This is a genomic window from Duganella hordei (assembly GCF_040369125.1).
Taxonomy (GTDB): Bacteria; Pseudomonadota; Gammaproteobacteria; order Burkholderiales; family Burkholderiaceae_D; genus Rugamonas; species Rugamonas hordei.
Genome location: NZ_BPWI01000005.1, coordinates 375,127 through 400,234, shown reverse-complemented (window position 1 = coordinate 400,234; position 25,108 = coordinate 375,127). Strand labels below are relative to the sequence as shown.

The following is a 25,108-nucleotide window of genomic DNA, read 5'->3' as shown; positions in this document are numbered from 1 at the left end:
CACCTGGCTTAGACTCGTATCACGTGGGGTCCGGCTGACACTCGGTAGTATTTCTTTCCACCCTCTAAGGGGTAGAATGAACAAGTATAGCATTGATAAAAACAGCATAGTCCCAATCTGAACGGGGATTTTGAGAAGTCGAACTGATCAACACTTATAAACGAGGAAGCAACAATGCAACAAACCCAGCCATCGCTGTTCGCCAAACTGATGACCATGTTCGCCGGCGTCGCCCTGTCCGGCGCCGTGCTGGCCGCGGCGCCGGCCGCGCCCGCCGCCACGCCGCAAGTCGAGATCAAGACCACGATGGGCGACATCGTTGTCGAGCTGGACCACGACAAGGCGCCCAAGTCGGTCGACAATTTCCTCGCCTACGTCAAGGCCGGCTTCTACAAGGGCACCATCTTCCACCGCGTGATCGACGGCTTCATGATCCAGGGCGGCGGCTTCGACGAAAAGCTCAAGCAGAAGAAAACCAACAAGCCGGTGCCGATCGAATCGCAGAACGGCCTGACCAACAGCAAGTACTCGCTGGCGATGGCGCGCTCCGGCGATCCCAACTCGGCCACCTCGCAATTCTTCATCAACGTGGAAGACAACGACGCCCTGAACTACCCCGGCCGCGACGGCTTCGGCTACACGGTGTTCGGCAAGGTGGTCAAGGGCCAGGAAGTGGTCGACAAGATCAAGGGCGTGCTGGTCGACGACAAGGGCAGCTTCCAGAACATCCCGGTGATTCCGGTCGTGGTCAAGTCCGCGACGATTTTGAAGACGCCAGTCCAGCCAAAAATGTAAAATAGCGGCCTTGCCGCATCTTTTAACTACTCGGGATAACAATATGACCAACGTAATCATCACCACCAACATGGGCAACATGACCGTCGAACTGAACGACGAGAAGGCGCCTAAATCGGTAGCCAACTTCCTGAAATACATGGAAGCCGGCCACTACGCCAACACCATCTTCCACCGCGTGATCGACGGCTTCATGGTCCAGGGCGGCGGTTTCGAGCCAGGCATGAAACAGAAGCCAGCCGACGACACGGTGGAAAACGAAGCCAAGAACGGCCTGAAAAACGAGCCGTACACGCTGGCCATGGCCCGCACCTCGGCGCCGCACTCGGCATCGGCCCAGTTCTTCATCAACGTGAAGAACAACTCCTTCCTCGACTACCCGGGCCAGGACGGCTGGGGCTACGCCGTGTTCGGTAAAGTCATCGAAGGCACCGACGTGGTCGACGCCATCAAGAAAGTCAAAACCACCCGCAGCGGCATGTTCGCCGACGTGCCGGCGGAAGACGTGATCATCGAGAAGATCGAACTGGCTGCTTAATGGGCAATACCGGCATGCGCGCGGCCGATGTCCGCGCGCTGTTCATCTCCGATCTGCATTTGCAGCCCGCGCATCCGGCCACCAGCGCAGCGTTCTACGACTTCCTGGACCGGCATGCGCGGCACGCGCGACAGCTGTATCTGCTTGGCGACCTGTTTGAATACTGGGCCGGCGACGACGATCTCAGCGATCCGTTTCACCAGCAAGTCATTGCCGCGCTGCGCCGCGTCAGCGATGCGGGCGTATCCGTCTACTGGATCGCCGGCAACCGCGATTTCCTGGTCGGCCAGCAGTTCGCCGCGGCGGCGGGCCTGACCCTGCTGCCGGAAATCCACGTGGCCGAGATCGGCGGCCAGCGCCTGGCGCTGCTGCACGGCGACGCCCAGTGCACCGAGGACGTCAAGTACATAGAGTTCCGCGCGATGGTGCGGCAACCCGGCTGGCAGCAGCAGTTCACCGCGATGCCGCTGGCGCAGCGCAAGGCGATCATCGCCGGCATGCGCGAGAACAGCCGCAAGGACCAGGGCAGCAAATCCTACGAGATCATGGACGTGACGCCGCAGGCGATCAGCGAGGTGTACGCGCAAACCGGCACCGACGTCATGATCCACGGCCACACGCACCGCCCCGCCCTGCACACGGTCGACGGCAAGCGCCGCTACGTGCTGCCGGACTGGGAGCCGGACGCCACGCCGCCGCGCGGCGGCTGGATCGCCATCGACGGCCGCGGCGCCATCACGCGCCACGATCTTGGCGGCCACATCATAACAGCGTGACATCGTTTGCCGCGCTGCCTATAATCGGCCACATGGGCACCCACTTACACCGAGGCATAGTTGCCGCCGCAGTACTGTCAAGCGGCGCGGCTTGGGGCGCGCCCCAGGAACTGACGGTCGCCTGGCGCGACAAGCCGCCCTACCATTACGTCGAAAACGGCCAGCCCAAGGGCTTCCTGCTGAAGCGCGTGCACGAGATTTTCGACGTCGCCGGGCTGAAGGCGCGTTTCGTCAACGAACCGCAAAAGCGCATCTGGGCCAACTTCACCCACGGCGCCACCAACTACTGCTCGATCAGCTGGTACCGCCTGCCCGAACGCGAGGCGGTGGCGCAGTTCACCTCGCCGATCCACGAAGACTTGCCGCACACGGTGCTGATTTCGCCGAAAGCGGTCGACCGCGTCAAGGCGCATCCGACGCTGGCCTCGCTGCTGGCCGATCCCACGCTGTCGCTGGGCAAGGTGGATGGCGTTTCCTACGGGCCGGTGCTGGACCAGATGATCAAGGGCAGCAAGAACCAGATCATGAGCCGTACGGTGGAAACCACGCTGATGATGCGCATGCTGAGCGCCGGCCGCGCTTCCTACATGTTCGTCGACCGCGAGGACTGGGAATTTTTCCGCAACAAGGAAAAGGCGGTGCAAGCGTCGGTGCGCCACGATTTCCCGGACATGCCGCCCGGCATGCGCCGCCACATCGCCTGCAGCAAGGACGTGCCGGCGGAAACCATGGCCAAGCTGAACCAGGCCATCGCCGCGACCGGCGGCATCAACAATCCCGGCCACTCGGTCAAGCCGAAGTAAATCAGCGCCGGATCGACGCTATCGCCGCGTTCAGCCGCCGTATCAATTCCTGGTTGATGTCGCGCGTGTGGCGCGCCCAGCGCTCCATGGTGCGCTGCAGTTCCGCGTGCAGCTGGTTGGCCCGCTGCGCGTCGCCGGCGCCGGCCGCCCAGATCGCAAATTCGGCCTGGGCCGCGAAGCTGTTGTAGCGGCCCAGCGCGAATTCGAACTCCGCCTTCGCCTCGTCCTGGCGCCCCGCCGCCGCCAAAGCCTGCGCCAGCAACAGCGAGACTTGCTCGCCGCGGAAATTGGCGTCGCTGTTGCGGATGGTTTGCAGGTGCGTCACCGCCGCCGCCGCATTGCCGCTGGCCAGCGTGGCGCGCGCGGCGCCGTAGCGGATTTCCAGGTCGCCGGAGAACGGCCCCTGCAGGCAGGCCTCGTAGGTGGCGGCCGCCTCGTCGGCGTTGCCCGCCTCCAGCAGCGCGGTGGCCAGGCGCATCTGGTTTTGCGCGGTCGGCGTGTAGGCGTAGGCGTCGCGCGCCTCGCGCAGTTCGCGGCCGGGGTCGAGCGACTTGGCCGCCGCCGTCACCATCTTGCGGGCGCCGTGGTTCAGCCTGGAATCCGGCAGGTAGATCGCGAAGAAATACACGATGCTGCCCAGGCCGGGGAACATGAACAAAATCATCAGCCAATACATCTGCTGTCCGCTGCGGATCACGTGGATGGCGAAGAATATCGCCACCAGCACGTGCAATCCAATACCAAAAATCGTCATGGAGCTGCTCCAACTCGTTCATCAATGTCGCGAATTGTAGAAGCTCTTGACGTGTATCACAAGGAAAGTTGCCAATTACTCAAGCGCCAGCCGTGGCCGGCTGCTGCAGCCAGGCCGCCACGCAGCGCGCCATGCGGCCGGCGAACACGCCGCTGAACAGGCCGTACAGCGTGGTGACGCTCAGCGCGAACATCCATTGCCGCGGCGCTTCGGGATGCATGGCCGAAAACACCGCCACCATGTATTTGGTGCCGAAGATGGCCATCATCAGCACCAGCGGCGTCCAGCTGCCGCGCTGGAACAGCGTGCCGGCGGCGCGGTTGACCACGATGTCGGCGCCTTGCTGGATCTTCCACGTGATCGCCGCGCCGGCCAGCAGGCCCGCCGCCCAGACGCCCCAGACGCCGGCGCCCAGCACGCCGTGGCCGTCCAGGCCCGACAGCGACAGGCCCATCATCACCAGCGGCACGATGGACAGCCTCAGCAGCGTGATCTCGCGGTCGCGGCTGGCGAGAAAGCCGCGATAGATCAGGAAGGCCAGCAAGGCCCAAACGTACACGGGGGTGTGGGAAATAATTTGCTGAATCATCATCGGCTCCGTAGGGCTGGTTAAGGTGTGACGCCACTATGCCGCTGCCGGCCGCCGTGCGCGGCGGCATGCGACGAAATGCACGCCGGCGGCGCGAAATGCAGCCGAACGGTGCGAGTTGCGGCCACTTGTTGCGCAAAAACGTTTGCTTACAAAGTTCCGGTGGCAAGTCAGGCGGACTCGGCATAAATTACTGAAAAGCAATGCTGACATCCGATCCTGGACGGAGACCTTCCCGATGACGCAAGCACCCACAGCGGCAGCAGCCGCCCGCTTCCTGGCGCAAGCCTCCCTGGGCGCCAGCCGCGCCGGCATCGCCCAGGTGCAAGCGCAGGGCTATGCCGGCTGGATCGACGCCCAGCTGGCCGCGCCCCGCTCCGGCACCCGCTGGGACTGGCTGGTATCCAAGGGCTACAACGATCTGAGCCACCGCAACTCCCAGGCCGGCTTCGACGCCTGCGCCTGGCGCAAGCTGATCAGCGCGCCGGACACCTTGCGCCAGCGCGTGACGCTGGCGCTGTCGGAGATCTGCGTGGTTTCCATCGACGGCCTGGTCGGCGGCGGCTGGCGCAGTTTTTCGGCGGCGGCCTACCTGGACCTGCTGGAAGACCACGCCTTCGGCAACTACCGCACGCTGCTGGGCGCCATCTCGACCAGCCCGGCCATGGGCCAGTACCTGACCTTCCGCGGCAACGTCAAGCAGAACCCGGCCACCGGCGCCCTGCCCGACGAAAACTATGCGCGCGAATTGATGCAGCTGTTCACCATCGGCCTGCTGCGCCTGAACGACGACGGCACGCCGGTGCTGGTCGACGGCGCGCCCCGGGAAACCTACGGCCTGGGCGACATCACCGGACTGGCGCGCGTGTTCACCGGCTGGGATTTCGACATGGCCGGCCAGACCGCCACCGTGCCCGACTTCATGCGCCGGCCGATGATACAGATCGCCAAACGCCACGAGACCGGCGCCTCCACCTTCCTCGGCAGCACCGTGCCGGCCGGGCTGCCCGGCGCCGACGCGCTGAAGAGCGCGCTCGACATCATCTACGCCCATGCCAACGTCGCGCCCTTCATCAGCCGCCAGCTGATCCAGAAACTGGTGACCAGCAACCCGTCGCCAGCCTACGTCGGGCGCATCGCGGCCGTGTTCAACAACGACGGGCGCGGCGTCAAGGGCAATCTGGCGGCGGTGATCAAGGCGCTGCTGCTCGATCCCGAGGCGCGCGCCAGCACGTATATCGGCCCCAACTACGGCAAGCTGCGCGAACCGATGCTGCGCTTCATCGGCTGGGCGCGCGCCTACAACGCGGGCTCCAGCACCGACGCCTGGAACATCGGCAACACCAGCGACGCCTCCACCCGGCTGGGCCAGAGCCCGTTGCGCTCGCCGTCGGTGTTCAATTTCTACCGGCCCGGCTACGTGCCGCCGAACAGCGCGGTGTCGAAGGCGGGACTGGTGGCGCCGGAATTCCAGCTGACCAATGAATCGTCGGTGGTCGGCTACGTCAACTACATGCAGCGCGCGGTCAGCAAGGGCGTGGCCGACGTGCTGCCCGACTACGCCACGCTGCTGCCGCTGGCCGCCAACGGCCAGGCGCTGGTCGACGAGATCAACCTGGTGCTGGCCGGCGGGCAACTGGGCAGCGCCACGATCGGCCTGATACGCGGCGCCATCGACACCATGTCCGCCAAGACCGAGGCCGCGCTGTACAACCGCATCTACGCCGCGCTGACGATGGTGCTGGCCGCGCCCGAATATCTCATTCAACAATAGAGGCCGCCATGACCGCCGATTCCTCCCGCCGCGCCTTCCTGCAACGCGCCTCGATGCTGGCCCTCAGCGGCGTGGCGACGCCGCTGGCCGTCAACCTGGCGGCGATGGCCGAAGCCTCGGCCGCCACCGCCAGCGACTACAAGGCCATCGTCTGCGTGTTCCTGTACGGCGGCAACGACTACGCCAACACGCTGGTGCCCTACGACGCCGCCAGCTACAACGCCTACTACGGCCTGCGGCCGACCTTGGCCTACCAGCACAGCGCGCTGTCGGCCACGCTGCTCAACCCGGCGGCGGCGCCGGTCGACGTCAACGGCATGGCGCACCAGTACGCGCTGGCGCCGGAACTGGCGCCGCTGCTGCCGATCTTCAACGCCGGCAAGATGGGCGTGCTGCTGAACGTCGGCACGCTGATCCAGCCGACCAGCAAGCTGCAGTACACCACCCGGTCGGCGCCGCTGCCGTCCAAGCTGTTCTCGCACAACGACCAGCAATCGGAATGGCAGTCGTCGCTGCCGGAAGGCGCGTCGTCCGGCTGGGGCGGGCGCATGGGCGACCTGTTCCAGTCGGGCAACGGCAACGCCACCTTCACCTGCGTCAACGTGTCCGGCAATGCGGTGTTCCTGGCCGGCAAACAGGCGGTGCAGTACCAGGTGTCGCCCAACGGCTCGGTGCCGTTCAATGCGCTGCAAAAACCGCTGTTCGGCTCGGCCAGCTGCAGCAGCGCGCTGCAGACGCTGATCACCCAGCAATACGCTCATGCGATGCGTTCCGACTATGCGCAGGTGACGCAGCGCGCCATCTCGGCCAACGACGTGCTGACGGCGGCGCTGGCCGGCGGGCCGGCGATCAACACGCCCTTCCCCGATGCCAACGGCCTGGCCAGCCAGCTGAAAATGGTGGCGCGCATGATCGCCAGCGCCCCGGCGATCGGCGCCAGGCGGCAGGTGTTCTTTGTCTCGATGGGTGGGTTCGACACGCACGATGGCTTGCTCGGCGTGCATCCCGGCCTGCTGAAAAGCGTGGCCGATGCGATGGCGGCGTTCTACGCGGCCACGGTGGAGCTGGGCGTATCGAATCAGGTGACGGCGTTCACCGCGTCCGACTTCGGCCGCACGCTGAGCGGCAACAACGACGGTTCGGACCACGGCTGGGGCAGCATGCATTTCATGCTGGGCGGCGCGGTCAATGGCGGCCGCTTCTACGGGCGCGCGCCGGTGGTGGCCAGCGACGGGCCGGACGACGTCGGCCAGGGCCGCCTGCTGCCGACCACGTCGATCGAGCAATACGCCGCCACCTTGGGCGGCTGGATGGGCGTGTCGAACAGCGATCTGCTGAGCATGCTGCCCAGCCTGGTCAACTACAATGCCGGCGCGCGCAAGCTCGGCTTCGTCTAGCTGGCGGCACTACTGCGCCGGCTGCAAGTTGGCGACCAGCATGCCCGGACGGGTGCTGATGCCGGTCAGCACGAACTGCACGCCGGCATAGCGCAGGTCTTCCGGCCTGAAGGTGTGCACCGGCACATCCTTGAGCGCGTTCTCGCCCAGCAGGTTGGCCACGCTGGCAATCTGGTTCTGCTTGCCTTCATCCATGCCGTCGATGACGAAGCGGTCGACGTGCGCGTCGGTGATGTAGACCGTGTTGCGCATGCTGTCGACTTTCAGCCGGCCGGAAATGGCCATGCTGCCGCTCCACGACTGGCGCGCCAGCAGCGGCGCCACGTTGACGTCCAGGGTCAGCGCCACGCGGTCGTTCTCGGCCAGCACCGCCAGTTGCGGATGGCTCAACTCCACCTCGAACACACCCAGCATGCGGTGATGCACGGGGAATTTGCGCTCCAGGCTTTGCTGCATGCGCTCCTGCGGCAATTCCACCTGGCGCGGGCCGATCAGGCCGGCGCAGGCGGCCAGGAAACACAACAGCATCGCGGGCGCGGCCAATTTTACGTAGCGTTTAAGATCGGTCATTTGGTCTTTCTGAAGAAGGCGGGACGCCCGTATTATGAACCACACTCGCATCGGCTGCGCTGGCTGGAGTATCGGCAAGGAATGGGCGCCGAGTTTTCCTTTCGACGGCAGCCATCTGCAGCGCTACGCGCAGGTGCTGAACGCGGTGGAAATCAATTCCTCGTTCTACCGTCCGCACCAGAGCTCCACCTACCAGCGCTGGGCCGACAGCGTGCCGGACGATTTCCGCTTCTCGGTCAAGCTGCCGCGCTCGATCACGCACGACAACCGGCTGGCCGGCATCGCCGCGCCGCTGGCGCGCTTTGCCGGCGAGGCCGGCGCGCTGGGCGCCAAGCTCGGTTGCGTGCTGGTGCAGTTGCCGCCCAGCCTGAAATTCGAGCAGGCCGTGGCCGACGATTTCTTCCACCGCCTGCGCGACACCTTCAACTGCATGCTCGCCTGCGAAGCGCGCCACCACAGCTGGTTTGCCGATGACGGCAGCGCGCTGCTGCAGCGCCACGGCGTCACCCGCGTGATCGCCGACCCGCCAGCCGGCCAGCCGGGACCGCACGTGCCGACGGCGGAAGCGGCCTACGTGCGGCTGCACGGCAGCCCCCGCATCTATTATTCCGCCTACGAGGAGGCGTATCTGGACCAGGTGGCCGCCTACCTGAAAGAACGCGAAGGCTGGTGCATCTTCGACAACACCGCCTCCGGCGCCGCGCTGGGCAACGCGCTGTCGCTGATCAATAAAACAACATAAAGCAAAAACGCTTGTTTTTTTGAATCTTAGTGTTATAGTTCACTACAACACCACTTCATTAACACACATCAAGGGGTACCCATGTATGTCCACGATAGGCTGGAATGACAATGCGCCGATTTATCGGCAACTGAAGGACAAGGTCGTCGGCATGATGCTGGACGGCCTGCTGAAGCCGGGCGACGCCCTGCCCTCGGTGCGGCAGGTGGCTGCGGATTACCAACTCAACCCGATAACCGTATCGCGTGCCTACCAGGAACTGGTAGACGAAACGCTCGTAGAAAAAAGAAGGGGATTAGGCATGTACGTTACCGACGGCGCCCGCGACAAACTGCTGGCCACTGAACGCGAGCGCTTCCTGCGCGAAGAATGGCCGGCGATGCTCGAACGCATACGCCGCCTCGGCCTGGAGCTGGAAATGCTGCTCAAGCCGCTCAACCCCGGAGGTGCGGCATGAGCGCCATCATCACCGCGTCCAAGCTCAGCAAGTTATACGGCAAGCAAGCCGCGCTGAACGGCGCCAGTTTCACGGTCGAGGCAGGCCGAATTGTCGGCCTGATCGGCCCCAACGGATCGGGCAAGACCACCACCCTCAAGGCCATCCTGGGCCTGACCCAGTTCGACGGCGAGCTGACGGTGCTGGGCATGGATCCGCGCACCCAGCGCGAAGCGCTGATGAACGACGTCTGCTTCATCGCCGACGTGGCCATCCTGCCGAAATGGCTGAAGGTCAAGGACGCGATCGCCTTCGTCGAAGGCGTGCACCCCCGTTTCGACCGCAGCAAGGCGGAGAAATACCTGGCCAACACCAAGCTGAGCCCGAACATGAAGGTCAAGGCCATGTCCAAGGGCATGGTGGTGCAGCTGCACCTGGCGCTGGTGATGGCGATCGACGCCAAGCTGCTGGTGCTGGACGAGCCGACCCTGGGCCTGGACATCCTGTACCGCAAGCAGTTCTACCAGAACCTGCTGGAAGACTACTTCGACGAAAACAAGACCATCCTGATCACCACGCACCAGATCGAGGAAGTCGAGCACATCCTGACCGACCTGATGTTCATCCAGGACGGCCAGATCTCGCTGGCCGCGTCGATGGACGAAGTGGGCGAGCGCTTCACCGAAGTGATGGTCGAGCCGCAATTCATCGCCGCCGCCAACGCGCTGCAGCCGCTGAGCCAGCGCACCGTGTTCGGCAAGGCCATCATGCTGTTTGACGGCGTCGCCCGCCACCAGCTGTCCACTTTTGGCGAACTGCGCACGCCCAGCGTTGCCGACCTGTTTGTCGCGACCATGAAAGGAACCTACGCATGAAAACGATGAAATGGCTGATCAAGCGCGAGATGTGGGAGCACAAGGGCATGCTGTTCTGGGCGCCCGTGGTGGTCGCGACGCTGATCGCGGTGCTGGCGCTGGCCGCGATCTTCCTGGGTCACAACGTCAACTTCAACGACGACGGCGACGCGATCTCGATCGGCAAGGTCACGATCGAAGGCGCGATGCGCATGCGCATCGTGCAGACCATGTCGCAGGCATACATGGCCTCGGCGATGCCGGTGCTGATGATGCTGAGCTTCCTGGTGTTCTTCTACTGCCTGGGCGCGCTGCACGACGAGCGCCGCGACCGCAGCCTGCTGTTCTGGAAATCGCTGCCGGTGTCGGACTTCACGACCGTGCTGTCGAAGGTGCTGCTGGCGTTGGTGGTGGCGCCGCTGATCACGATCGGCGTCGGCACGCTGCTGTCGCTGCTGATCCTGCTGGCCGGCTGCGTGATGATGCTGGCGCACGGCACCAACCTGTTCGGCGCGGTGCTGGCGACGCCGGACTTCTACCTGACGCCGCTGCGCCTGCTCGGCCTGCTGCCGGTGTACATCCTGTGGGCGCTGCCGACGGTGGGCTGGCTGCTGATGGTATCGAGCATGGCGCGCTCCAAGGTGTTCCTGTGGGCGGTCGGCACGCCGCTGGTGACGTCGCTGCTGCTGGTGTGGGCCGAGAAGGCACTGCACTTCGGCATCAACGCGGGCTGGTTCGTCACCCACGTGGTCGACCGCATCCTGCTGGGCGTGATCCCGGGTTCGTGGCTGGTGTTCGAGGCGGACAAGATCGAGCTGAACCACGTTCCCCATGAGCTGGCGGTGCCGGAAACGATCTTCGGCGCATCGTGGTCGACGCTGGGCGGAACGAGCTTGTGGCTGGGCGTGGCGGCCGGCGTGGCAATGATCGCCGCCGCCGTCTACATGCGCCGCCGCCGCGAAGAAGGTTAAGCGCATGACGCTCAAGCACCTGATGAGCGCCGCGCTGCTGGCGGCCGCGGCGGCCTCGCCGCAGGCCGCGGCGGGCGAACCCGAAACCGCGCCGGACCAGATGGTGATCATCAACGGCACCCGCAGTCCGGAAATGCAGCCCTATCGCTACATGCTGTCCGGCCTGGACGCCTTTGACGACCAGCACGCGCTGGCGCCGGATGCGGCGCAACTGCGCTTCCGCCTGCACACCAAGGGCAAGGCGCCGGCCGGCGCCATGGACAGCCTGACGCTGCGCCTGTCCGGCAAGGAAACCGACATCGCGCTGCCGCTGGCGGAGGATCACACCTTCACCCTGCCGCGCGACCGGGCCGCGGAGGACGACAACGCCGACGTGGTGCTGAACCAGAAGAAAAGCTACTACGGCTGGATGCCGGACGTGCGCAGCGCCGGCGTGCCGGCCAACATGCGGCGGCTGGGCGATATCCGGCTGGAGTGCCGGGTGCTGATGGCGATCGCCAAGAACTACATCCCCTTCCTGATGCGTGCAACGATCAATACGCTGACGCTGACCACGGATTGGTGTTCGTTCAAGGACTTCAAGATGAGCGTGCGCAGCGATCGCGAAATCACCGGCGCCACGCTGGTCGACGGCAACCGGCGGCTGGAGCTCAAGGTCGACGACTACGGCAAATTCTACTCGGTGCCGCTGAGCGACAAATCCTACTCCAACGACGCGCTGATCGAGTTCGAGTAACACCCCGGGGGTTCGCCCCAGGGATTTATTCGAACTGCTTGCGGAATTCGGCGAACTGGGCGGTCAGCTCTTCGACTTGCTGGCGCAGTTGCTGGACTTCCTGCTCCAGCGCGGCGACGCGGCCGCCCTGCCCCGCCGAACTGACCGAGCCGCCCAGGCCGGCGGCGGTTTCTTCGCGGGCCAGGGCTTCTTCCCCGCCCAGCAGCTGGCCGTAGCGCGGCTCCTTGGTGCCGGGCGCCAGGGCCAGGCGCGACACCAGCGGCGGGTATTTGTCGATCAGGAATTGCAGCGCCAGCTCGACATCGCCCACCGACTTGAAGTCGTGCAGGCGGCCGGTGCGGGTGCGGATTTCGCCCGCCGTCTGCAGGCCGCGCAGCATCAGTATCGTCAGCACGGCCAGCTTGTCCTGCTCCAGCGACCACTTGATGCGCATGCGGTGCTCGTACTTGGTCACGCGCGCGCCCGCCTGGGTGATGCCGTTGACGTACTTGCGCTGCATCAGCCGCTGCAGCACGTCGGCCACCGTCTCTTCCGACAACGACATCACCGGATCCCGGCTCGACAGCTGATTGCAGCCGTTCACCAGCGCGTTCAGCGACAGCGGGTAGTTATCCGGCGTCAGCGCTTCCTTTTCGGCCAGCACGGCCAGCACGCGGATTTCAAACGGGTCCAGCACTTCCACGCCATCGGGCGATGATTCCATATCCGGCATCCTTATTCGACAAGCTTGTTCAGTTGGTCGGAATTCAATTTATCACATTCGGGCACGCCCTGGCATTGCAGCCCCGCCGCCTTCATCGTCGCCAGGATGCGCTCGATCTGCTCTTCCTGCTTGACGGCGTGGTTGATCAGGCCGTGCAGGGCCTTCGACAACGGGTCGTCGCCGTTGGGCGTGACGCCGTAGGCGGAGAACAGGTTGGCGGTCGCGCTGGCGCCCGCCGCCACGTCCTTTTGCACGATGTGCGCCGGATTGCCGACCGCCGTGGCGCCCGGCGGCACCGGCTTCAGCAGCACGGCGTTCGAGCCGACCTTGGCGTACTCGCCCACGGTAAAGCCGCCCAGCACCTTGGCGCCGGCGCCGACGATGACGCCGCGCGCCAGGGTCGGATGGCGCTTGGTGCCGGTGTGCAGCGAGGTGCCGCCCAGCGTCACGCCCTGGTAGATGGTGCAGTCGTCGCCCACCTCGGCCGTCTCGCCGATGACCACGCCGAAACCGTGGTCGATGAACACGCGGCGGCCGATGGTGGCGCCGGGATGGATCTCGATGCCGGTGACGATGCGGGCCAGGTAGGAGATGAACCGCCCCAGCCATTTCAAGCCGTGCGTCCAGCACCAGTGCGCCCAGCGGTGCATGACGATCGCCTGCAGGCCGGGGTAACAGGTCAGCACCTCCCAGGCGTTGCGGGCCGCGGGATCGCGTTCGATGATGCTGTTAATGTCTTGGCGCAAATGGTGGAACATGGATGATCAGGATGGCAACTGAAACGCTAATGGTAGCGTATTCGGTCGGTGGTTGCTGGAAAGCGGCTTGCTGGGAGGGAGACGGCGGCCCTCGTAACAGGCCGCCGGATATGCGTGTCGCTTAGATGTCCTTGGCGATACGCTGGCGGCGCGCTTCGTACAGACAGACGCCCGATGCGACGGACACGTTCAGGCTCTCGACCGAACCGAACATGGGAATGGACACCAGCATGTCGCAGGTCTCGCGGGTCAGGCGGCGCATGCCCTCGCCTTCCGAACCCATGACCAGCGCGGTCGGGCCGGTGAAGTCGGCTTCGTACAAACCTTTTTCGCCGTCGTCGGACGTGCCGATCAGCCAGATGTCGCGGTCCTTCAGGTCGCGCAGGGTGCGCGCCAGGTTGGTCACGGTGATGTAAGGCACCGTCTCGGCCGCGCCGCTGGCGACCTTGGCGGCGGTGGCGTTCAAGCCGACCGCGCGGTCCTTCGGCACGATCACCGCATGGGCGCCGACGCCGTCGGCCACGCGCAGGCAGGCGCCCAGGTTGTGCGGATCGGTGATGCCGTCCAGCACCAGCAGCAGCGGCGGGCCGTCGATGGCGTCAAGCAGTTCATCCAGATTGCGTGCCAGCGACAGCTGCGACGCGAAAGCGATCACGCCCTGGTGACGGCGGGTGCCGACAATCTTGTCCAGACGTGCTGAATCGACCGGCATCACGCGCACGCCGGCGGCCTTGGCGTTGGCCACCAAGTCCTTCATGCGGCGGTCGTCGCGGCCGATGTCGACGAAAATCTCTTCCACGGACGAAGCCTCATGACGCAAACGCGAGGTCACGGCGTGGAAACCAAAAATCATTTTATTCTTACTCATTTATCGCTTCTTTTTACTTTTTGAGACAGGCTTCGCCGCTCGGGGTGCTACCGGGGCAACCGCCCCGGCATTAGTCTTGCGGCCGTTGCGCGCGTTCCCGGCAGGTTTGGCTGCCGGTTTTGCCGCGGACTTCGCAGCGGCTTTGGGAGCCGCCGCGGTCGGCTGCGCTTTTGGCACGGCCGGGCCAGGCTTGATGTTGGTCTTGCGGTCCTTCGACGGCCCGTCTGCCTTCGGCGGCGGCGCGTCGACGCCGGCCAGGCGCAGGTCGATCTTGCGCGACTCCAGGTCCACGCGCACCACTTGCACATTGACGCGGTCGGTCAGCTGGAAACGCTTGCCGGTGCGCTCGCCGCGCAGTTCGTGGCGGGCGTCGTCGTACTGGAAGTAATCGGCGCCGAGGTCGGTCACGTGCACCAGGCCTTCGACGAACAGCTGGTCCAGCTGCACGAAGATGCCGAAGGTGGTCACGCCGGTGATGACGCCGGTGTATTCCTCGCCCAGCTTGTCCTGCATGAAGTAGCACTTCAGCCAGGCCTCGACATCGCGCGACGCTTCGTCCGCGCGACGTTCGTTGGCCGAGCAGTGCACGCCCAGCGCGTCCCACACGGTCAGGTCGACGGCTTTCTTTTCCTTGCCCTCGGCCTTGTCCTTGGCCTGCTGCTTGCGCGTGGCGTTGGACACGTTCGTGTTCAGCACGCTGGTGCTGGCGATCTTAGGCTCGTATTTCTTGCCCAGCAGGATGGCCTTGATGGCGCGGTGCGTCAGCAAGTCCGGATAACGGCGGATCGGGCTGGTGAAGTGGGCATACGCCTCGTACGCCAGGCCGAAGTGGCCGATGTTGTCGGGCGAGTAGACCGCCTGCTGCATCGAGCGCAGCAGCATGGTTTGCAGCAGCGACGCGTCCGGACGCTGCTTGACCTGCTTCATCAGCTCGGCGTAATCGCCGGCGGCCGGCTTGTCGCCACCGTTCAGGTTCAGGCCCACCTGCTTGAGGAAGGTGCGCACCTGCTTGAGCTTTTCAGCGGTCGGGCTGGCGTGGATGCGGTAGGTGCCGGGATGCTTGTGGCGGATCAGCAGGTCGGCCGCGCAGACGTTGGCGGTCAACATGCATTCTTCGATCAGCTTGTGCGCGTCGTTGCGGGTGCGCGGGATGATCTTTTCGATCTTGCCGGACGGGTTGCAGACGATGTAGGTCTCGGTGGTCTCGAAGTCGATCGCGCCGCGCTCGGTGCGCGCCTTCAGCAGCGCGTGGTAGACCTCGTACAGGTTCAGCAGGTGCGGCACGATGCCCGGGCGGCGCGCCGCCTCGGGCCCCTTGGTGTTGCCGAGGATGTCCGCCACTTCGGTGTAGGTCAGGCGCGCGGCCGAGTGGATCACGGCCGGGTAGAACTGGTAAGCCTTGACCTCGCCCTTGGCGGTGACGACGGCGTCGCACACCAGGGTCAAACGGTCGACGGCCGGGTTCAGCGAGCACAGGCCGTTCGACAGCTTCTCCGGCAGCATCGGAATCACGCGGCGCGGGAAGTAGACCGAGGTGCTGCGCTCCAGCGCGTCGGCGTCGAGCGCGTCGTTCGGCTTGACGTAGTGGCTGACGTCGGCGATCGCGACGATCAGGCGGTAGGCGCTGGTGCGGCCGATCTTGACCGGTTCGCAGTAGACCGCGTCGTCGAAGTCGCGCGCGTCTTCGCCGTCGATGGTCACCATCGGGATGTCGCGCAGGTCGACGCGGTCGGCCAGGTCGGCGTCGCGCACGTGGTCGGGCAGCTTGTTGGCCTGCTTGAGCGCGGCGTCCGAGAAGATGTGCGGCACGCCGAACTTGCGCACGGCGATTTCGATTTCCATGCCGGGGTCGTCCAGCGAGCCCAGTACTTCAACGATCTTGCCGACCGGCTGCTTGAAGCGCATCGGCTGCTCGGTCAGTTCGACGCTGACGATCTGGCCCGACTTGGCCTTGCCGATCGAGCCTTCGACCAGGATGTCCTGGGCGATGCGCTTGTCTTCCGGCGCGACGATCCAGGCGCCGTTCTCGTTGAGCAGGCGGCCGATGATGTGGGTGTTGGCGCGGGTGACCACTTCGACGATGGTGCCCTCCGGCCGGCCGCGGCGGTCGACGCCGACGATCTTGGCCAACACGCGGTCGCCGTGCAGCACTTTCTGCATTTCCTTCTCGGGCAGGAACAGGTCTTCGCCCGGCTCGTCCGGGATGACGAAGCCGAAGCCGTCGCGGTGGCTGCTGACGCGCCCCGCAACGAAGCCGGTTTCGGTGGCCAGCGAGAAGTGGCCATTGTCATCGGAGACGATCTGGCCGTCGCGCTGCATGGCGTTCAGGCGGCGCGACAACACGGCTTGGGCGTCGGTCGCGACCTTCAGCGACTTCGACAGTGCGCGCAGGTCAAGCGGCGCCTTAGCGCTGCGGAAGATGCCGAGAATTTCCTCCCGGCTGGGAATGGTGTGGGTAGATTGGTTCAAAAGTATTTCTGTAGTTATATTGACAGTATTCAGAGGAAATCCGGCCTGGCAAGTCCGTCAGGTGCATATATATGTCATGACGACAGCCATAGTGTACTTGGAAACGCTGCCCTTGACCAATTTGAGGGCCCCTTCGCAAATTTCACCGGGATTTTTAGAAAATGGCGTTTGACAATGCTCAGGATTGCTCTATAATCTTGGTCTCTCGCAGCAGCAACGCGAGAATTGCTAGACAGGGTTGATGTGCAGTAAGGAATGAAAGTTCATCTGGCGCGAAACTCTCCCCGTCGTTATAATAGCAGAGTTGTTTAGAAGCATCAGTGCCCACGTGGCGGAATTGGTAGACGCGCATGGTTCAGGTCCATGTGCCGCAAGGTGTGGGGGTTCGAGTCCCTCCGTGGGCACCACAAAATTCCGCAAAAAGCCTCCATCGAGTTCATACGAGATGGAGGCTTTTTTCATTCCGTCCACTTCAGCTTGAGCTGGGCGCGGATCTCGCGCAGCAGCGCCTGCTCGTCGACCGGCTTGCTGAGGAAGGCATTGGCGCCGACCTCGAGCGAACGCTCCTCCTCTTCCATCGTCGAACTGGCCGAAATCATCAGCACCGGCGTGTGGGCCGTGCGCGCGTCCGCCCGCAGTCGGCGCATGGTTTCGATGCCGTCCATGTCCGGCATCATCATGTCCAGCAGCACCAGGTCGGGCACGCCTTGCTCCATCTGGCGCAAGGCGCTGACGCCGTTGTCGGCCTCCAGCATGCGGAAGTCCAGCGCGCCCAGCAGGTCGCGCATCAAGGCGCGGTTGGTCGCCACGTCGTCCACCACCAGGATGGTCTTGCGCGGCCCGGTGTAGCCGGTGGCGACGTGGCCGCCGCCTGCGCCGGCGCTCGGCGCATCGACCACCTGCAGCGGCACATCGAACCAGAAACGGCTGCCATGGCCGGGCTGGCTTTCCACCTTCAATTCGCCGCCCATCAGCTGCACCAGCTGACGACTGATCGCCAGCCCCAGGCCCGTGCCGCCGGCGCGGCGCGACGCATCGCCGACCTGCTCGAACGGACGGAAAATCGCTTCGATATGGTCGTTGCCGATGCCGATGCCGTCGTCGCGCACTTCGAAGCGCAAGTAGGCCAGGTCCTTGGCCGCGCCGGCCTTGGGCGGCAGCGGCAGCACCCGCAGGCGCACCGCGCCGCGGTCGGTGAACTTGACGGCGTTGCCCAGCAAGTTCAACAACACCTGGCGCAGGCGCGTCTCGTCGACGCTGACCGCGACCGGCAGGCCGGCCACCAGCTCCAGTTCGAAGTGCAGGTGTTTTTGCTCGGCCCGCACGCGCATGATGTCGGCTACCACGGACAGCAGATCGCCCAGCGCCACCGCCTTCGGATGGAAGTCCATCTTGCCCGCCTCGACGCGCGACAAATCCAGCACGTCGTTAATCAGCGCCAGCAAATGCTGGCCGCCCTGCTGTATCGTGCTGATGCCGGTCTGCTGCGCCGCGCCCAGGGTTTTGTCGCGCTTGAGGATTTGGGTGTAGCCGAGAATGGCGTTGAGCGGCGTGCGCAACTCGTGGCTCATGGATGCGAGGAAGGCGCTCTTGGCGCGGTTGGCCACCTCGGCGCGCTCCATGGCGGCGCGCAGGTCGTCGTTGGCGCGCTGCAGCTCGGCGTTGACGGCGGCCAGCTGGCCCGGGCTCGGGATGCGCAGCGCCACCGGGATCAGCCGCACCAGCACGATGGCGGTGACCAGCGAGGCGACGGCGGTGATCGCCTTCAGTATCACCGACAGCCAGTAGTCGGGATGCCAGATCACCCAGATATCGGCCAGGTGCGTGCCGCCGCAGGCCAGGATGAAGACGCCGAAGGCGATGAACATCCAGTCGAACGGCATGTCGCGCCGCTTGCGGATGAAATAGAGCAGCGTGATGGGGATGGTCAGGTAAGCCAGCGCGATGATCGCGTCCGAGATGACGCTCATCCACAGGATGGAAGGTATCCACAAGAAGCAGTGGCCGTGCGGCATGAATCCCTGGCTACTGAACCAGTTGTTCAATATGTCCATTGCCTATCTCCGGTTGTATCAGGTGACGGGGCCAACATGAAGAGCTTACGAAAGCGTGAGCAAAGATGCAAACCACAAAAGATACAGTGTGCAATGCCTGGAGAGCAAGATTTTCTTTCTCTTCGTCCTTGACGGAGCCCTGCGTCTACCGTATAGTTCTGGCCTCTGATGCAGAACACGCAGCAGAGAGTAGCAAGCAGTTCAGTGCCCACGTGGCGGAATTGGTAGACGCGCATGGTTCAGGTCCATGTGCCGCAAGGTGTGGGGGTTCGAGTCCCTCCGTGGGCACCACTCTACCGGATACGCAGAAAAGCCTCCATTAGCGGAAACGCGATGGGGGCTTTTTTCATTGTGGTTGCTTGCGCAAAAATGAAATAATTTCACAAAAGCACGAAAACACTATTGACGACCACACGGTCGTCCTTTAAGATTCGGGCCTCTGTTGCAGAACACGCGGCAGAAAGCAGCAAAGCAGTAACAGTGCCCACGTGGCGGAATTGGTAGACGCGCATGGTTCAGGTCCATGTGCCGCAAGGTGTGGGGGTTCGAGTCCCTCCGTGGGCACCACAGAATTCCGCAAGAAAGCCTCCATCGAGTTCATACGAGATGGAGGCTTTTTTCATTTACAGCGCCGCTTTGACGGCGTCCGCCAGCGAGATGGTTGGACGGCCGATCAGCTTGCCCAGCGTGCCGCTGTCATCGTACAGCGCGCCCCTGGCGGCCTGCGCATCCGAATCGGCGATCAGCTCGGCCAGCGGCGCCGGCAATCCGACGCCGAGCAGCATGTCGCGGTAATCCTGCTGCGGCAGGTTGTGGAACGGGATGTCCTTGCCCGACTGGCGCGACAGTTCCGCCGCCAGATCGCCCAAGGTGAACGCGGTATCGCCCGCCAGTTCATAGACCTGCTCGACCGCCTGCGTGGACGCCAGCACGGCGGCGGCCGCGTCGGCATAGTCGGCCCGCGCCGCCGCCGAGATCCTGCCCTCGCCCGCGCCGCCGGCCAGCGCGCCGTGCGCCAGCGCCGCGCCCAAGCCGCCGGTGTAGTTCTCCACGTACCAGCCATTGCGCAGCAGGCTGTAGTTCAGGCCCGAGGCGCGCACCACCGCCTCCGTTTGCCGGTGTTCTTCGGCCAGGCCCAGCGCCGACGTGTCGGCATGCAGCACGCTGGTGTAGGCCAGCAGGCCGGCCTTGGCGCGCACCGCCGCGGCTATCACGTTGCGGTGCTGCGCCACGCGCTGGCCCAGTTCGCTCGACGAGATCAGCAACACCTTGCCGGCGCCGGCGAAGGCCGCGTCCAGCGACGCCGGATCGCTGTAGTCGGCGCGGCGCACCTGCACGCCCAGCGCGGCCAGGTCGGCCGCCTTGGCGACGTCGCGCACGGCGGCGACGATCTGCGCGGCAGGAACGGTTTTCAACAGGCTGGCAATCACCAGGCGGCCCAGTTGGCCGGTAGCACCCGTAACGATAATCATGATGTAGTCCTCTTGGTTGGCTGCCGCGGGGAGGTTTCCGCGCGGTTGAAACCATCATAAACGCTGTACTTACGAATTGTAAGTACGTACAATTTGGTAAGTATCCCCCATCTACCCTCGCCCCAACGGAAACCGCCATGAGCCAGCCTAAAACCAGCAAATCCCTGCGCAACACCCTCGCCGCCAGCGTCAGCGCCCAGCGCGGCCAGCTGATGGCGGCGGACTGCCCGTCGCGTCTGGTCCTGGGCCACATCACCAGCCGTTGGGGCGTGCTGGTGCTGGTGGTGCTGCTGGACGGCACGCACCGCTTCAGCCAGTTGCGGCGGGCGGTCGGCGGCGTCAGCGAGAAAATGCTGGCGCAGACGCTGGAGGCGCTGGCCGTCGACGGCCTGGTGCTGCGCGTGGCGCATCAGGTGGTGCCGCCGCACGTCGAGTACAGCCTGACGCCACTGGGGCGCGAGGCGGCCGAGCGGCTCGAGGTGCTGGTCGACTGGATCGAGGACAATTTCCCCCTGATCAAGCAGGCGCAGGAGGCAAATGCGCGGCAGGCGGCATGATCGGCCACGATCGGGCAGAAACGGCCGAATCGCGGCATAATCGCTTGACCGGGCATCGCCATCCTGTGAAACTGGTCCCTATTCGCCTATGGAATGCCCATCCCAGCCCATGATGCAGCCTTCACCCTCGGATCAGCCTCAACTCGTGCTCATCGTCACCAACTCGGCCTATGACCTGGCGACGCTCAGGCCCATGCTGAGCGGCCACGGTTTGCGGGCGGAGGTGGTCGGCCGCGGCGACGAAGCGCTGGCGCTGGCCGCGCAAGGCGGTGTCGCGCTGGCCTTGCTCGATGCGGCGCTGGCCGGCAGCGCCCGGCTGGAACTGTGCCAGCGCCTCAAGCAGATCTGCGGCGACGGGCTGCCGGTGTTCCTGCTGTCCGGCATGCCCGACAGCGAGGAACGCGAGCAAGCCGCCGAAGCCGGCGCGGCCGCCTACCTGCCGCTGTCCTTCCCGGCCGACGACATGGCCGAAAAAATCCTGCTGCAACTGGGCCGGGTCAAGCCGGCGCCGCTCAAGCGCAACGCGCCGACCATGGCCACGCTGGAGGTCAACTACCACAACATGCTGGCCGGCTCGCCCGACGCCGTCGTGCTGATGCAGCGTGGCACCAACCTGATCCTGGACGTCAACCGCAGCACCCGCACGCTGTTCGGCATGACCGAGACCGAGCTGGTGCAAACCGACCTGCTGTCGCTGTGCCCGCCGTTGCAGCCGGACGGACAGTCTTCCGCCACGGTGCTTGACGCCGTGGTCGAGCAGGTGATGGCCGGCGCGGTGCAGGTGTTCGAACTGACGATGCGCCACAGCTCGGGCAGGCAGCTGGCGTGCGAGCTGCGCATGGTGCCGCTGAACACGCCCGACTTCCGCCTGATGCACGTGCGCATCGTCGATGTCAGCAGCCGCAAGCTGGCCGAGGAACTACGCGACGGCAAGAACGCGTTGCTGGAAATGATCGCCCGCGGCGCGCCGCTGAACGAGACGCTGGAGAAGCTGATGCTGCTGGTGGAATCGCAGGCGCCACCGGTGCTGTGCAGCGTGATGCTGCTGGCGGACGACGGCACGACCATGCTGTCCGCCGCCGGACCCAGCCTGCCGCCGGACTATCTGCAGGCCATCCACGGCGCGCAGATCGGCCCCACGGTCGGCTCCTGCGGCACCGCGATCTTCCGCAAGGAAACCGTGGTGGTCAGCGACATCATGAACGATCCCCTGTGGGCGCCGTACAAGGAGCTGGCCGCGCAATACGGCCTGCGCGCCTGCTGGTCCACGCCCATCCTGCTCGACAAGAGCACGGTGCTGGGCAGCTTCGCCATGTACTACCGCGAAACGCGCAGCCCGACCGACGAGGACCGCAGCCTGATCAAGGCCGCCACGCACATGGCCGGCATCGCCATCGCCAGCACCCGGCGCGAGGCCGAGCTGCGCCGCCATCGCGAGCACCTGGAAGAGCTGGTGCAGGCGCGCACCGCCGAACTGCAACGCACCAAGGACGAGGCCGAGCATGCCAACGAGGAGCTGACCACGGCGCTGTCCAACCTCAGTATGACGCAGGAGGAACTGGTGCGGCGCGACAAGCTGGCGGCGCTGGGCGCGCTGGTGGCGGGCGTGGCGCACGAGCTGAACACGCCGATCGGCAACAGCCTGACGATGGCCAGCAGCATGAGCGAGCGCACCGCCGAACTGCGGCACGACCTGGAGGGCGGCTTGCGGCGCTCGGTGCTGGCGGCCTACCTGGATCAGGCGGCGGCGGCCGACGAGGTGGTGCTGCGCAACCTCAACCGCGCCGCCGCGCTGGTGGCCGGTTTCAAGCGCATCGCGGTCGACAGCGCCAGCTCGCAGCGCAGCCGCTTCGTGCTGGGCGACCTGGTGGCGAAACTGCTGCAAGCCATGCAGGGCGAGGTCAGGCAGCATGGACTGGAACTGGTGGAGGATATCGAGCACTGGCTGGAACTGGACAGCTATCCCGGCCCGCTGGAGCAGGCGCTGGGCAACCTGATCGAAAACAGCATCGTGCACGGCTTCAACGGGCTGACGCAGGGCGCCATCACGGTGCGCGCCCAGGACGCCGGCAACGGCGAGATCGCCATCACCGTCAGCGACAACGGCGCCGGCATTCCCGCCGCCCACCTGCCGCGCATCTACGACCCCTTCTTCACCACCCGGCTCGGCTCGGGCGGCTCGGGGCTGGGCTTGTACGTCACGCACAACATCGTCACCGGCGTGCTCGGCGGGCGCATCGAAGTCGCCAGCACGCCGGTGCTGGGCACCAGCTTTACCATGCGCCTGCCCAAGGTCGCCCCGCTCTGAAGGCCGGTCAAATATTTTCCTATACGCAATTGTTGCAGTCGTATAATGAACGCTACCAGACCGGCAGCCAGCCGGCATAGCGGAGACCAGCCTTGCATTCACGATCTGCCCCATCGCAGAAGTCGGAAGTGGCGGCCTTGCGTTGCGAGTATCGCGATGCCAGGACCGAGAAGGCGTTCCTGCGCCATCACCTGGCCATGACCCAGGCGCAGCTGCGCGTGACTTTCCTGTTTTGTTCGTTGTTCTATCTGAGTTTTGCCGTCACCGACGTGATCTGGGTCGGCTACGGCGGCCGCACGCTGCTGCTGGTCGGCGCGCGCCTGATGGTGGCGGCCACCGCGCTCGGCAGCCTGATGCTGCTGCGGCGCTATCCGCGTTCGATCTACATCACGAGGATGGTGGCCAGCCTGGTGGAAACGGCCGGCGCCGCCGGCTTTTTGCTGATCGCCGCGTTGCGGCCGAACGAGTTTTCGCTGCACTCGATTTCGATGTCCATCGTCATTACCGTGATCTACATCTACATCCCGAACCGGCTGCTGTACGCCGGCGCGATCGCGCTGCCGGCCACCGCCGGCTTCGTCGCCCTGGCCGCGCTGCTGGGCAATCTGCGCACGGCCGAACTGGCGACGATGGCGGCGCTGCTGACCATGGCCAACCTGTTCGGCTACGTCGCCGCGCGGCGCTACCAGATGCTGCTGCGCGACGAATACAGCGCGCAGACGGTGCTGAAAAACCTGTCGGTGCGCGATCCGCTGACGGGCTGCTACAACCGCCGCCACCTGCACAACCAGCTGCTGGAAACGGAAATCTCGCGGGCCCAGCGCTACCGGCTGAGCCTGACCGTCATCATGTGCGACCTGGATCACTTCAAGGCCGTCAACGACACCTACGGCCACCACGGCGGCGACGCGGTGCTGCAGCGCTTCGCCACGCTGCTGCAATCGATGACGCGCGACAGCGTCGACAGCGTGGTGCGCTACGGCGGCGAAGAGTTCCTGCTGATCCTGCCGGAAACCGACCTGGCCGGCGGCGAGCTGCTGGCCGAGCGCCTGCGCCAGGCGCTGGCCGCCGCGCCGGTCGAGCACGACGGACGCCGGATCGCCGTCACGGCCAGCTTCGGCGTGGCCAGCGTGGACTTCGCCAGCGCCACCCACACCGCTCACCTCAACATGATCGCAGCCGCCGACGATTTGCTGTACGCTGCAAAAAACGGCGGCCGCAACCGCGTCTGCGTGCGACAACTTGCCTGAATCATGAGAAAAATCAAACACTCCGCGATGTGCGCCCTGCTGCTGGGCCTGTCTTGTGCCAACCTGAGCGCAGGCCCCGCGCCCTGGTACAAGTGGCGCAGCAAGATAGACGGCTACCTCAGCTGTTCGCAAACGCCGCTGGGGCCGGGCTGGGAAAAGGACTCCGGGCCCTACAAAGATAGCCGTTGCGAAAAGCTGGTTATTGCTAAATAATGGGGCTGCAACAACAGGGGGAACCCCGGGGCATCATCAGCTACATCCCATCGTCATCATGAGGAGACTGTATGTTTACAAATCCCGAACAATTTGCCAACGCCACCAAAGCACTGTTTGAGTTTCAGCTTGAAACCTTTAATGCCCTGACCAACAAAGCCGTGCAAGGGGTCGAGCAAGTCGTCGCCCTGAACATGGCCACCGCCAAATCCAGCCTTGAAGACGGCCTCGCCGCCGGCAAGGAAATCAGCCAGACCGCCGATCCGAAAGCCGCCATGAGCCTGGCCGCCGCCAAAGTGCAGCCCGGCATGGCCGGCGCCGCGGCCTACAACCAGCAGCTGGGCGTGATCATCGCCGAGATCCGCGAAGAATTCACCCGTGCCGCCGACGCCCACATGACCGAAGCCAAAAGCACGCTGAGCGCGCTGATCTACGACGTGACCAAGAACGTGCGTCCCGGCTCGGAAAACGCGGTGGAGATCGTCAAGAAAGCGATCGACAACGCCTTCACCGGCTACGAACAAGTGACCAAGGCCACCAAGCAGGCGGTGGAAGCGGTGGAAACCCAGATCGCCAAGGCCAGCGCGCTGGTCGAGCAAACCACGCCCAAGGCCGCCAAGGCCGCGAAAAAATAAGCGCAGCAAGCTCCCCCATCAGCCAGGCCTGCGCGCCTGGCTTTTTTATTTTGCTGGGCAAGCAAGGCGGAACACGATACACTGTA

The 25,108-nt window shown here is 64.8% G+C and carries 25 protein-coding genes and 3 tRNA genes; 19 read left to right on the top strand and 9 right to left on the bottom strand.

From position 1 onward, the window contains the following. The first annotated feature begins 174 nt into the window (after nucleotides 1-174). Genes ABWW33_RS14960 through ABWW33_RS14945 form a run of 4 tightly spaced genes read left to right on the top strand, consistent with a single transcriptional unit; the run spans nucleotide 175 to nucleotide 2,912 of the window. Nucleotides 175-795: a peptidylprolyl isomerase gene (locus ABWW33_RS14960; protein ID WP_353402504.1), complete on the top strand. Its 621-nt coding sequence runs from the start codon at nucleotides 175-177 to the stop codon at nucleotides 793-795. 43 nt (nucleotides 796-838) lie between these two features. After that, entirely contained in the window at nucleotides 839-1,333 is a 495-nt protein-coding gene (locus tag ABWW33_RS14955; protein WP_176653971.1) for a peptidylprolyl isomerase, read from the top strand. Then, the gene (locus ABWW33_RS14950; RefSeq protein WP_353402502.1) at nucleotides 1,333-2,109 is read left to right on the top strand and encodes a UDP-2,3-diacylglucosamine diphosphatase; all 777 of its coding nucleotides are present in this window, start codon (nucleotides 1,333-1,335) and stop codon (nucleotides 2,107-2,109) included. Before ABWW33_RS14955 ends, ABWW33_RS14950 begins: the two co-directional genes overlap by 1 nt. Before the next feature lie 32 nt (nucleotides 2,110-2,141). Then, the gene (locus tag ABWW33_RS14945; protein ID WP_176653969.1) at nucleotides 2,142-2,912 is read left to right on the top strand and encodes a substrate-binding periplasmic protein; all 771 of its coding nucleotides are present in this window, start codon (nucleotides 2,142-2,144) and stop codon (nucleotides 2,910-2,912) included. Nucleotide 2,913: 1 nt separating this feature from the next. Here ABWW33_RS14945 and ABWW33_RS14940 read toward each other — a convergent pair whose 3' ends face one another. Together ABWW33_RS14940 and ABWW33_RS14935 are read right to left on the bottom strand one after the other, a co-directional pair. Beyond that, nucleotides 2,914-3,666, bottom strand: coding sequence for a tetratricopeptide repeat protein (locus ABWW33_RS14940; protein ID WP_353402500.1), 753 nt, complete (start codon nucleotides 3,664-3,666; stop codon nucleotides 2,914-2,916). Between the two features lie 79 nt (nucleotides 3,667-3,745). Continuing rightward, nucleotides 3,746-4,258, bottom strand: a complete 513-nt coding sequence (locus ABWW33_RS14935; protein WP_353402499.1) for a DUF6622 family protein — start codon at nucleotides 4,256-4,258, stop codon at nucleotides 3,746-3,748. Between the two features lie 235 nt (nucleotides 4,259-4,493). Between ABWW33_RS14935 and ABWW33_RS14930 the strand changes: the two genes are divergently transcribed. Continuing rightward, on the top strand, nucleotides 4,494-6,029 hold the full coding sequence (locus ABWW33_RS14930) for a DUF1800 domain-containing protein (RefSeq protein WP_353402498.1): 1,536 nt from the start codon (nucleotides 4,494-4,496) through the stop codon (nucleotides 6,027-6,029). An 8-nt stretch (nucleotides 6,030-6,037) separates the two neighbouring features. Beyond that, on the top strand, nucleotides 6,038-7,426 hold the full coding sequence (locus ABWW33_RS14925) for a DUF1501 domain-containing protein (RefSeq protein ID WP_353402496.1): 1,389 nt from the start codon (nucleotides 6,038-6,040) through the stop codon (nucleotides 7,424-7,426). Nucleotides 7,427-7,435: 9 nt separating this feature from the next. Here ABWW33_RS14925 and ABWW33_RS14920 read toward each other — a convergent pair whose 3' ends face one another. Further along, the gene (locus ABWW33_RS14920; protein ID WP_353402494.1) at nucleotides 7,436-7,996 is read right to left on the bottom strand and encodes a DUF1439 domain-containing protein; all 561 of its coding nucleotides are present in this window, start codon (nucleotides 7,994-7,996) and stop codon (nucleotides 7,436-7,438) included. Between the two features lie 34 nt (nucleotides 7,997-8,030). On the opposite strand from ABWW33_RS14920, the gene ABWW33_RS14915 reads away from it, so the two are divergent. From ABWW33_RS14915 to ABWW33_RS14895, 5 genes are all read left to right on the top strand, one after another. Beyond that, nucleotides 8,031-8,738 (top strand): DUF72 domain-containing protein, encoded by a 708-nt coding sequence (locus tag ABWW33_RS14915; protein ID WP_353402492.1) that lies wholly within the window; start codon nucleotides 8,031-8,033, stop codon nucleotides 8,736-8,738. A gap of 85 nt (nucleotides 8,739-8,823) precedes the next feature. Next, complete coding sequence (locus ABWW33_RS14910) at nucleotides 8,824-9,195, top strand: GntR family transcriptional regulator (RefSeq protein WP_176653963.1); 372 nt, start codon at nucleotides 8,824-8,826, stop codon at nucleotides 9,193-9,195. Further along, a complete protein-coding gene (locus ABWW33_RS14905) occupies nucleotides 9,192-10,049 on the top strand; it encodes an ABC transporter ATP-binding protein (RefSeq protein ID WP_176653962.1) in 858 nt (285 codons plus the stop codon). The genes ABWW33_RS14910 and ABWW33_RS14905 overlap by 4 nt, the downstream gene beginning before the upstream one ends. After that, on the top strand, nucleotides 10,046-10,999 hold the full coding sequence (locus ABWW33_RS14900; protein WP_353402489.1) for a hypothetical protein: 954 nt from the start codon (nucleotides 10,046-10,048) through the stop codon (nucleotides 10,997-10,999). Before ABWW33_RS14905 ends, ABWW33_RS14900 begins: the two co-directional genes overlap by 4 nt. A 4-nt stretch (nucleotides 11,000-11,003) precedes the next feature. Next, nucleotides 11,004-11,735, top strand: coding sequence for a hypothetical protein (locus ABWW33_RS14895; RefSeq protein WP_353402488.1), 732 nt, complete (start codon nucleotides 11,004-11,006; stop codon nucleotides 11,733-11,735). 25 nt (nucleotides 11,736-11,760) lie between these two features. Here ABWW33_RS14895 and ABWW33_RS14890 read toward each other — a convergent pair whose 3' ends face one another. From ABWW33_RS14890 to rnr, 4 genes are all read right to left on the bottom strand, one after another. Beyond that, nucleotides 11,761-12,438 (bottom strand): YceH family protein, encoded by a 678-nt coding sequence (locus ABWW33_RS14890; RefSeq protein ID WP_353402486.1) that lies wholly within the window; start codon nucleotides 12,436-12,438, stop codon nucleotides 11,761-11,763. Nucleotides 12,439-12,449: 11 nt separating this feature from the next. Further along, on the bottom strand, nucleotides 12,450-13,196 hold the full coding sequence (gene cysE, locus ABWW33_RS14885; RefSeq protein WP_353402484.1) for a serine O-acetyltransferase: 747 nt from the start codon (nucleotides 13,194-13,196) through the stop codon (nucleotides 12,450-12,452). A 121-nt stretch (nucleotides 13,197-13,317) separates the two neighbouring features. Then, on the bottom strand, nucleotides 13,318-14,064 hold the full coding sequence (rlmB, locus tag ABWW33_RS14880; protein ID WP_353402482.1) for a 23S rRNA (guanosine(2251)-2'-O)-methyltransferase RlmB: 747 nt from the start codon (nucleotides 14,062-14,064) through the stop codon (nucleotides 13,318-13,320). Next, nucleotides 14,065-16,533 (bottom strand): ribonuclease R, encoded by a 2,469-nt coding sequence (gene rnr / locus ABWW33_RS14875; RefSeq protein ID WP_353402480.1) that lies wholly within the window; start codon nucleotides 16,531-16,533, stop codon nucleotides 14,065-14,067. Nucleotides 16,534-16,855: 322 nt separating this feature from the next. Between rnr and ABWW33_RS14870 the strand changes: the two genes are divergently transcribed. After that, nucleotides 16,856-16,940, top strand: a tRNA-Leu gene (locus tag ABWW33_RS14870). A 51-nt stretch (nucleotides 16,941-16,991) separates the two neighbouring features. Here the strand turns inward: ABWW33_RS14870 and ABWW33_RS14865 are convergent. Next, complete coding sequence (locus ABWW33_RS14865) at nucleotides 16,992-18,587, bottom strand: ATP-binding protein (protein ID WP_353402479.1); 1,596 nt, start codon at nucleotides 18,585-18,587, stop codon at nucleotides 16,992-16,994. Nucleotides 18,588-18,793: 206 nt separating this feature from the next. Here ABWW33_RS14865 and ABWW33_RS14860 point away from each other — a divergent pair. After that, nucleotides 18,794-18,878, top strand: a tRNA-Leu gene (locus ABWW33_RS14860). Between the two features lie 191 nt (nucleotides 18,879-19,069). After that, nucleotides 19,070-19,154 (top strand) — tRNA-Leu (locus ABWW33_RS14855). Nucleotides 19,155-19,210: 56 nt separating this feature from the next. Here ABWW33_RS14855 and ABWW33_RS14850 read toward each other — a convergent pair. Then, on the bottom strand, nucleotides 19,211-20,059 hold the full coding sequence (locus ABWW33_RS14850) for an NmrA family NAD(P)-binding protein (RefSeq protein ID WP_353402477.1): 849 nt from the start codon (nucleotides 20,057-20,059) through the stop codon (nucleotides 19,211-19,213). 137 nt (nucleotides 20,060-20,196) lie between these two features. Between ABWW33_RS14850 and ABWW33_RS14845 the strand changes: the two genes are divergently transcribed. The 5 genes from ABWW33_RS14845 to ABWW33_RS14825 all read left to right on the top strand — a co-directional run bounded on the left by ABWW33_RS14845 (nucleotide 20,197) and on the right by ABWW33_RS14825 (nucleotide 25,022). Next, the gene (locus ABWW33_RS14845) at nucleotides 20,197-20,616 is read left to right on the top strand and encodes a winged helix-turn-helix transcriptional regulator (RefSeq protein WP_353402475.1); all 420 of its coding nucleotides are present in this window, start codon (nucleotides 20,197-20,199) and stop codon (nucleotides 20,614-20,616) included. 109 nt (nucleotides 20,617-20,725) lie between these two features. Then, entirely contained in the window at nucleotides 20,726-22,924 is a 2,199-nt protein-coding gene (locus ABWW33_RS14840) for an ATP-binding protein (protein WP_353402473.1), read from the top strand. 92 nt (nucleotides 22,925-23,016) lie between these two features. Beyond that, a complete protein-coding gene (locus tag ABWW33_RS14835; protein WP_353402471.1) occupies nucleotides 23,017-24,174 on the top strand; it encodes a GGDEF domain-containing protein in 1,158 nt (385 codons plus the stop codon). Between the two features lie 3 nt (nucleotides 24,175-24,177). After that, entirely contained in the window at nucleotides 24,178-24,387 is a 210-nt protein-coding gene (locus ABWW33_RS14830; protein ID WP_176653953.1) for a hypothetical protein, read from the top strand. 71 nt (nucleotides 24,388-24,458) lie between these two features. Beyond that, the gene (locus tag ABWW33_RS14825; protein WP_176653952.1) at nucleotides 24,459-25,022 is read left to right on the top strand and encodes a phasin family protein; all 564 of its coding nucleotides are present in this window, start codon (nucleotides 24,459-24,461) and stop codon (nucleotides 25,020-25,022) included. The last annotated feature ends 86 nt before the right edge of the window (nucleotides 25,023-25,108 follow it).

What these genes read in the sequence shown, in the direction of transcription:
- ABWW33_RS14960 (WP_353402504.1), top strand. Translation starts at nt 175, where the DNA reads ATGCAACAAACCCAGCCATCGCTGTTCGCCAAACTGATGACCATGTTC.
- ABWW33_RS14955 (WP_176653971.1), top strand. Translation starts at nt 839, where the DNA reads ATGACCAACGTAATCATCACCACCAACATGGGCAACATGACCGTCGAA.
- ABWW33_RS14950 (WP_353402502.1), top strand. Translation starts at nt 1,333, where the DNA reads ATGGGCAATACCGGCATGCGCGCGGCCGATGTCCGCGCGCTGTTCATC.
- ABWW33_RS14945 (WP_176653969.1), top strand. Translation starts at nt 2,142, where the DNA reads ATGGGCACCCACTTACACCGAGGCATAGTTGCCGCCGCAGTACTGTCA.
- ABWW33_RS14940 (WP_353402500.1), bottom strand. Translation starts at nt 3,666, where the DNA reads ATGACGATTTTTGGTATTGGATTGCACGTGCTGGTGGCGATATTCTTC.
- ABWW33_RS14935 (WP_353402499.1), bottom strand. Translation starts at nt 4,258, where the DNA reads ATGATGATTCAGCAAATTATTTCCCACACCCCCGTGTACGTTTGGGCC.
- ABWW33_RS14930 (WP_353402498.1), top strand. Translation starts at nt 4,494, where the DNA reads ATGACGCAAGCACCCACAGCGGCAGCAGCCGCCCGCTTCCTGGCGCAA.
- ABWW33_RS14925 (WP_353402496.1), top strand. Translation starts at nt 6,038, where the DNA reads ATGACCGCCGATTCCTCCCGCCGCGCCTTCCTGCAACGCGCCTCGATG.
- ABWW33_RS14920 (WP_353402494.1), bottom strand. Translation starts at nt 7,996, where the DNA reads ATGACCGATCTTAAACGCTACGTAAAATTGGCCGCGCCCGCGATGCTG.
- ABWW33_RS14915 (WP_353402492.1), top strand. Translation starts at nt 8,031, where the DNA reads ATGAACCACACTCGCATCGGCTGCGCTGGCTGGAGTATCGGCAAGGAA.
- ABWW33_RS14910 (WP_176653963.1), top strand. Translation starts at nt 8,824, where the DNA reads ATGTCCACGATAGGCTGGAATGACAATGCGCCGATTTATCGGCAACTG.
- ABWW33_RS14905 (WP_176653962.1), top strand. Translation starts at nt 9,192, where the DNA reads ATGAGCGCCATCATCACCGCGTCCAAGCTCAGCAAGTTATACGGCAAG.
- ABWW33_RS14900 (WP_353402489.1), top strand. Translation starts at nt 10,046, where the DNA reads ATGAAAACGATGAAATGGCTGATCAAGCGCGAGATGTGGGAGCACAAG.
- ABWW33_RS14895 (WP_353402488.1), top strand. Translation starts at nt 11,004, where the DNA reads ATGACGCTCAAGCACCTGATGAGCGCCGCGCTGCTGGCGGCCGCGGCG.
- ABWW33_RS14890 (WP_353402486.1), bottom strand. Translation starts at nt 12,438, where the DNA reads ATGGAATCATCGCCCGATGGCGTGGAAGTGCTGGACCCGTTTGAAATC.
- cysE (WP_353402484.1), bottom strand. Translation starts at nt 13,196, where the DNA reads ATGTTCCACCATTTGCGCCAAGACATTAACAGCATCATCGAACGCGAT.
- rlmB (WP_353402482.1), bottom strand. Translation starts at nt 14,064, where the DNA reads ATGAGTAAGAATAAAATGATTTTTGGTTTCCACGCCGTGACCTCGCGT.
- ABWW33_RS14865 (WP_353402479.1), bottom strand. Translation starts at nt 18,587, where the DNA reads ATGGACATATTGAACAACTGGTTCAGTAGCCAGGGATTCATGCCGCAC.
- ABWW33_RS14850 (WP_353402477.1), bottom strand. Translation starts at nt 20,059, where the DNA reads ATGATTATCGTTACGGGTGCTACCGGCCAACTGGGCCGCCTGGTGATT.
- ABWW33_RS14845 (WP_353402475.1), top strand. Translation starts at nt 20,197, where the DNA reads ATGAGCCAGCCTAAAACCAGCAAATCCCTGCGCAACACCCTCGCCGCC.
- ABWW33_RS14840 (WP_353402473.1), top strand. Translation starts at nt 20,726, where the DNA reads ATGATGCAGCCTTCACCCTCGGATCAGCCTCAACTCGTGCTCATCGTC.
- ABWW33_RS14830 (WP_176653953.1), top strand. Translation starts at nt 24,178, where the DNA reads ATGAGAAAAATCAAACACTCCGCGATGTGCGCCCTGCTGCTGGGCCTG.
- ABWW33_RS14825 (WP_176653952.1), top strand. Translation starts at nt 24,459, where the DNA reads ATGTTTACAAATCCCGAACAATTTGCCAACGCCACCAAAGCACTGTTT.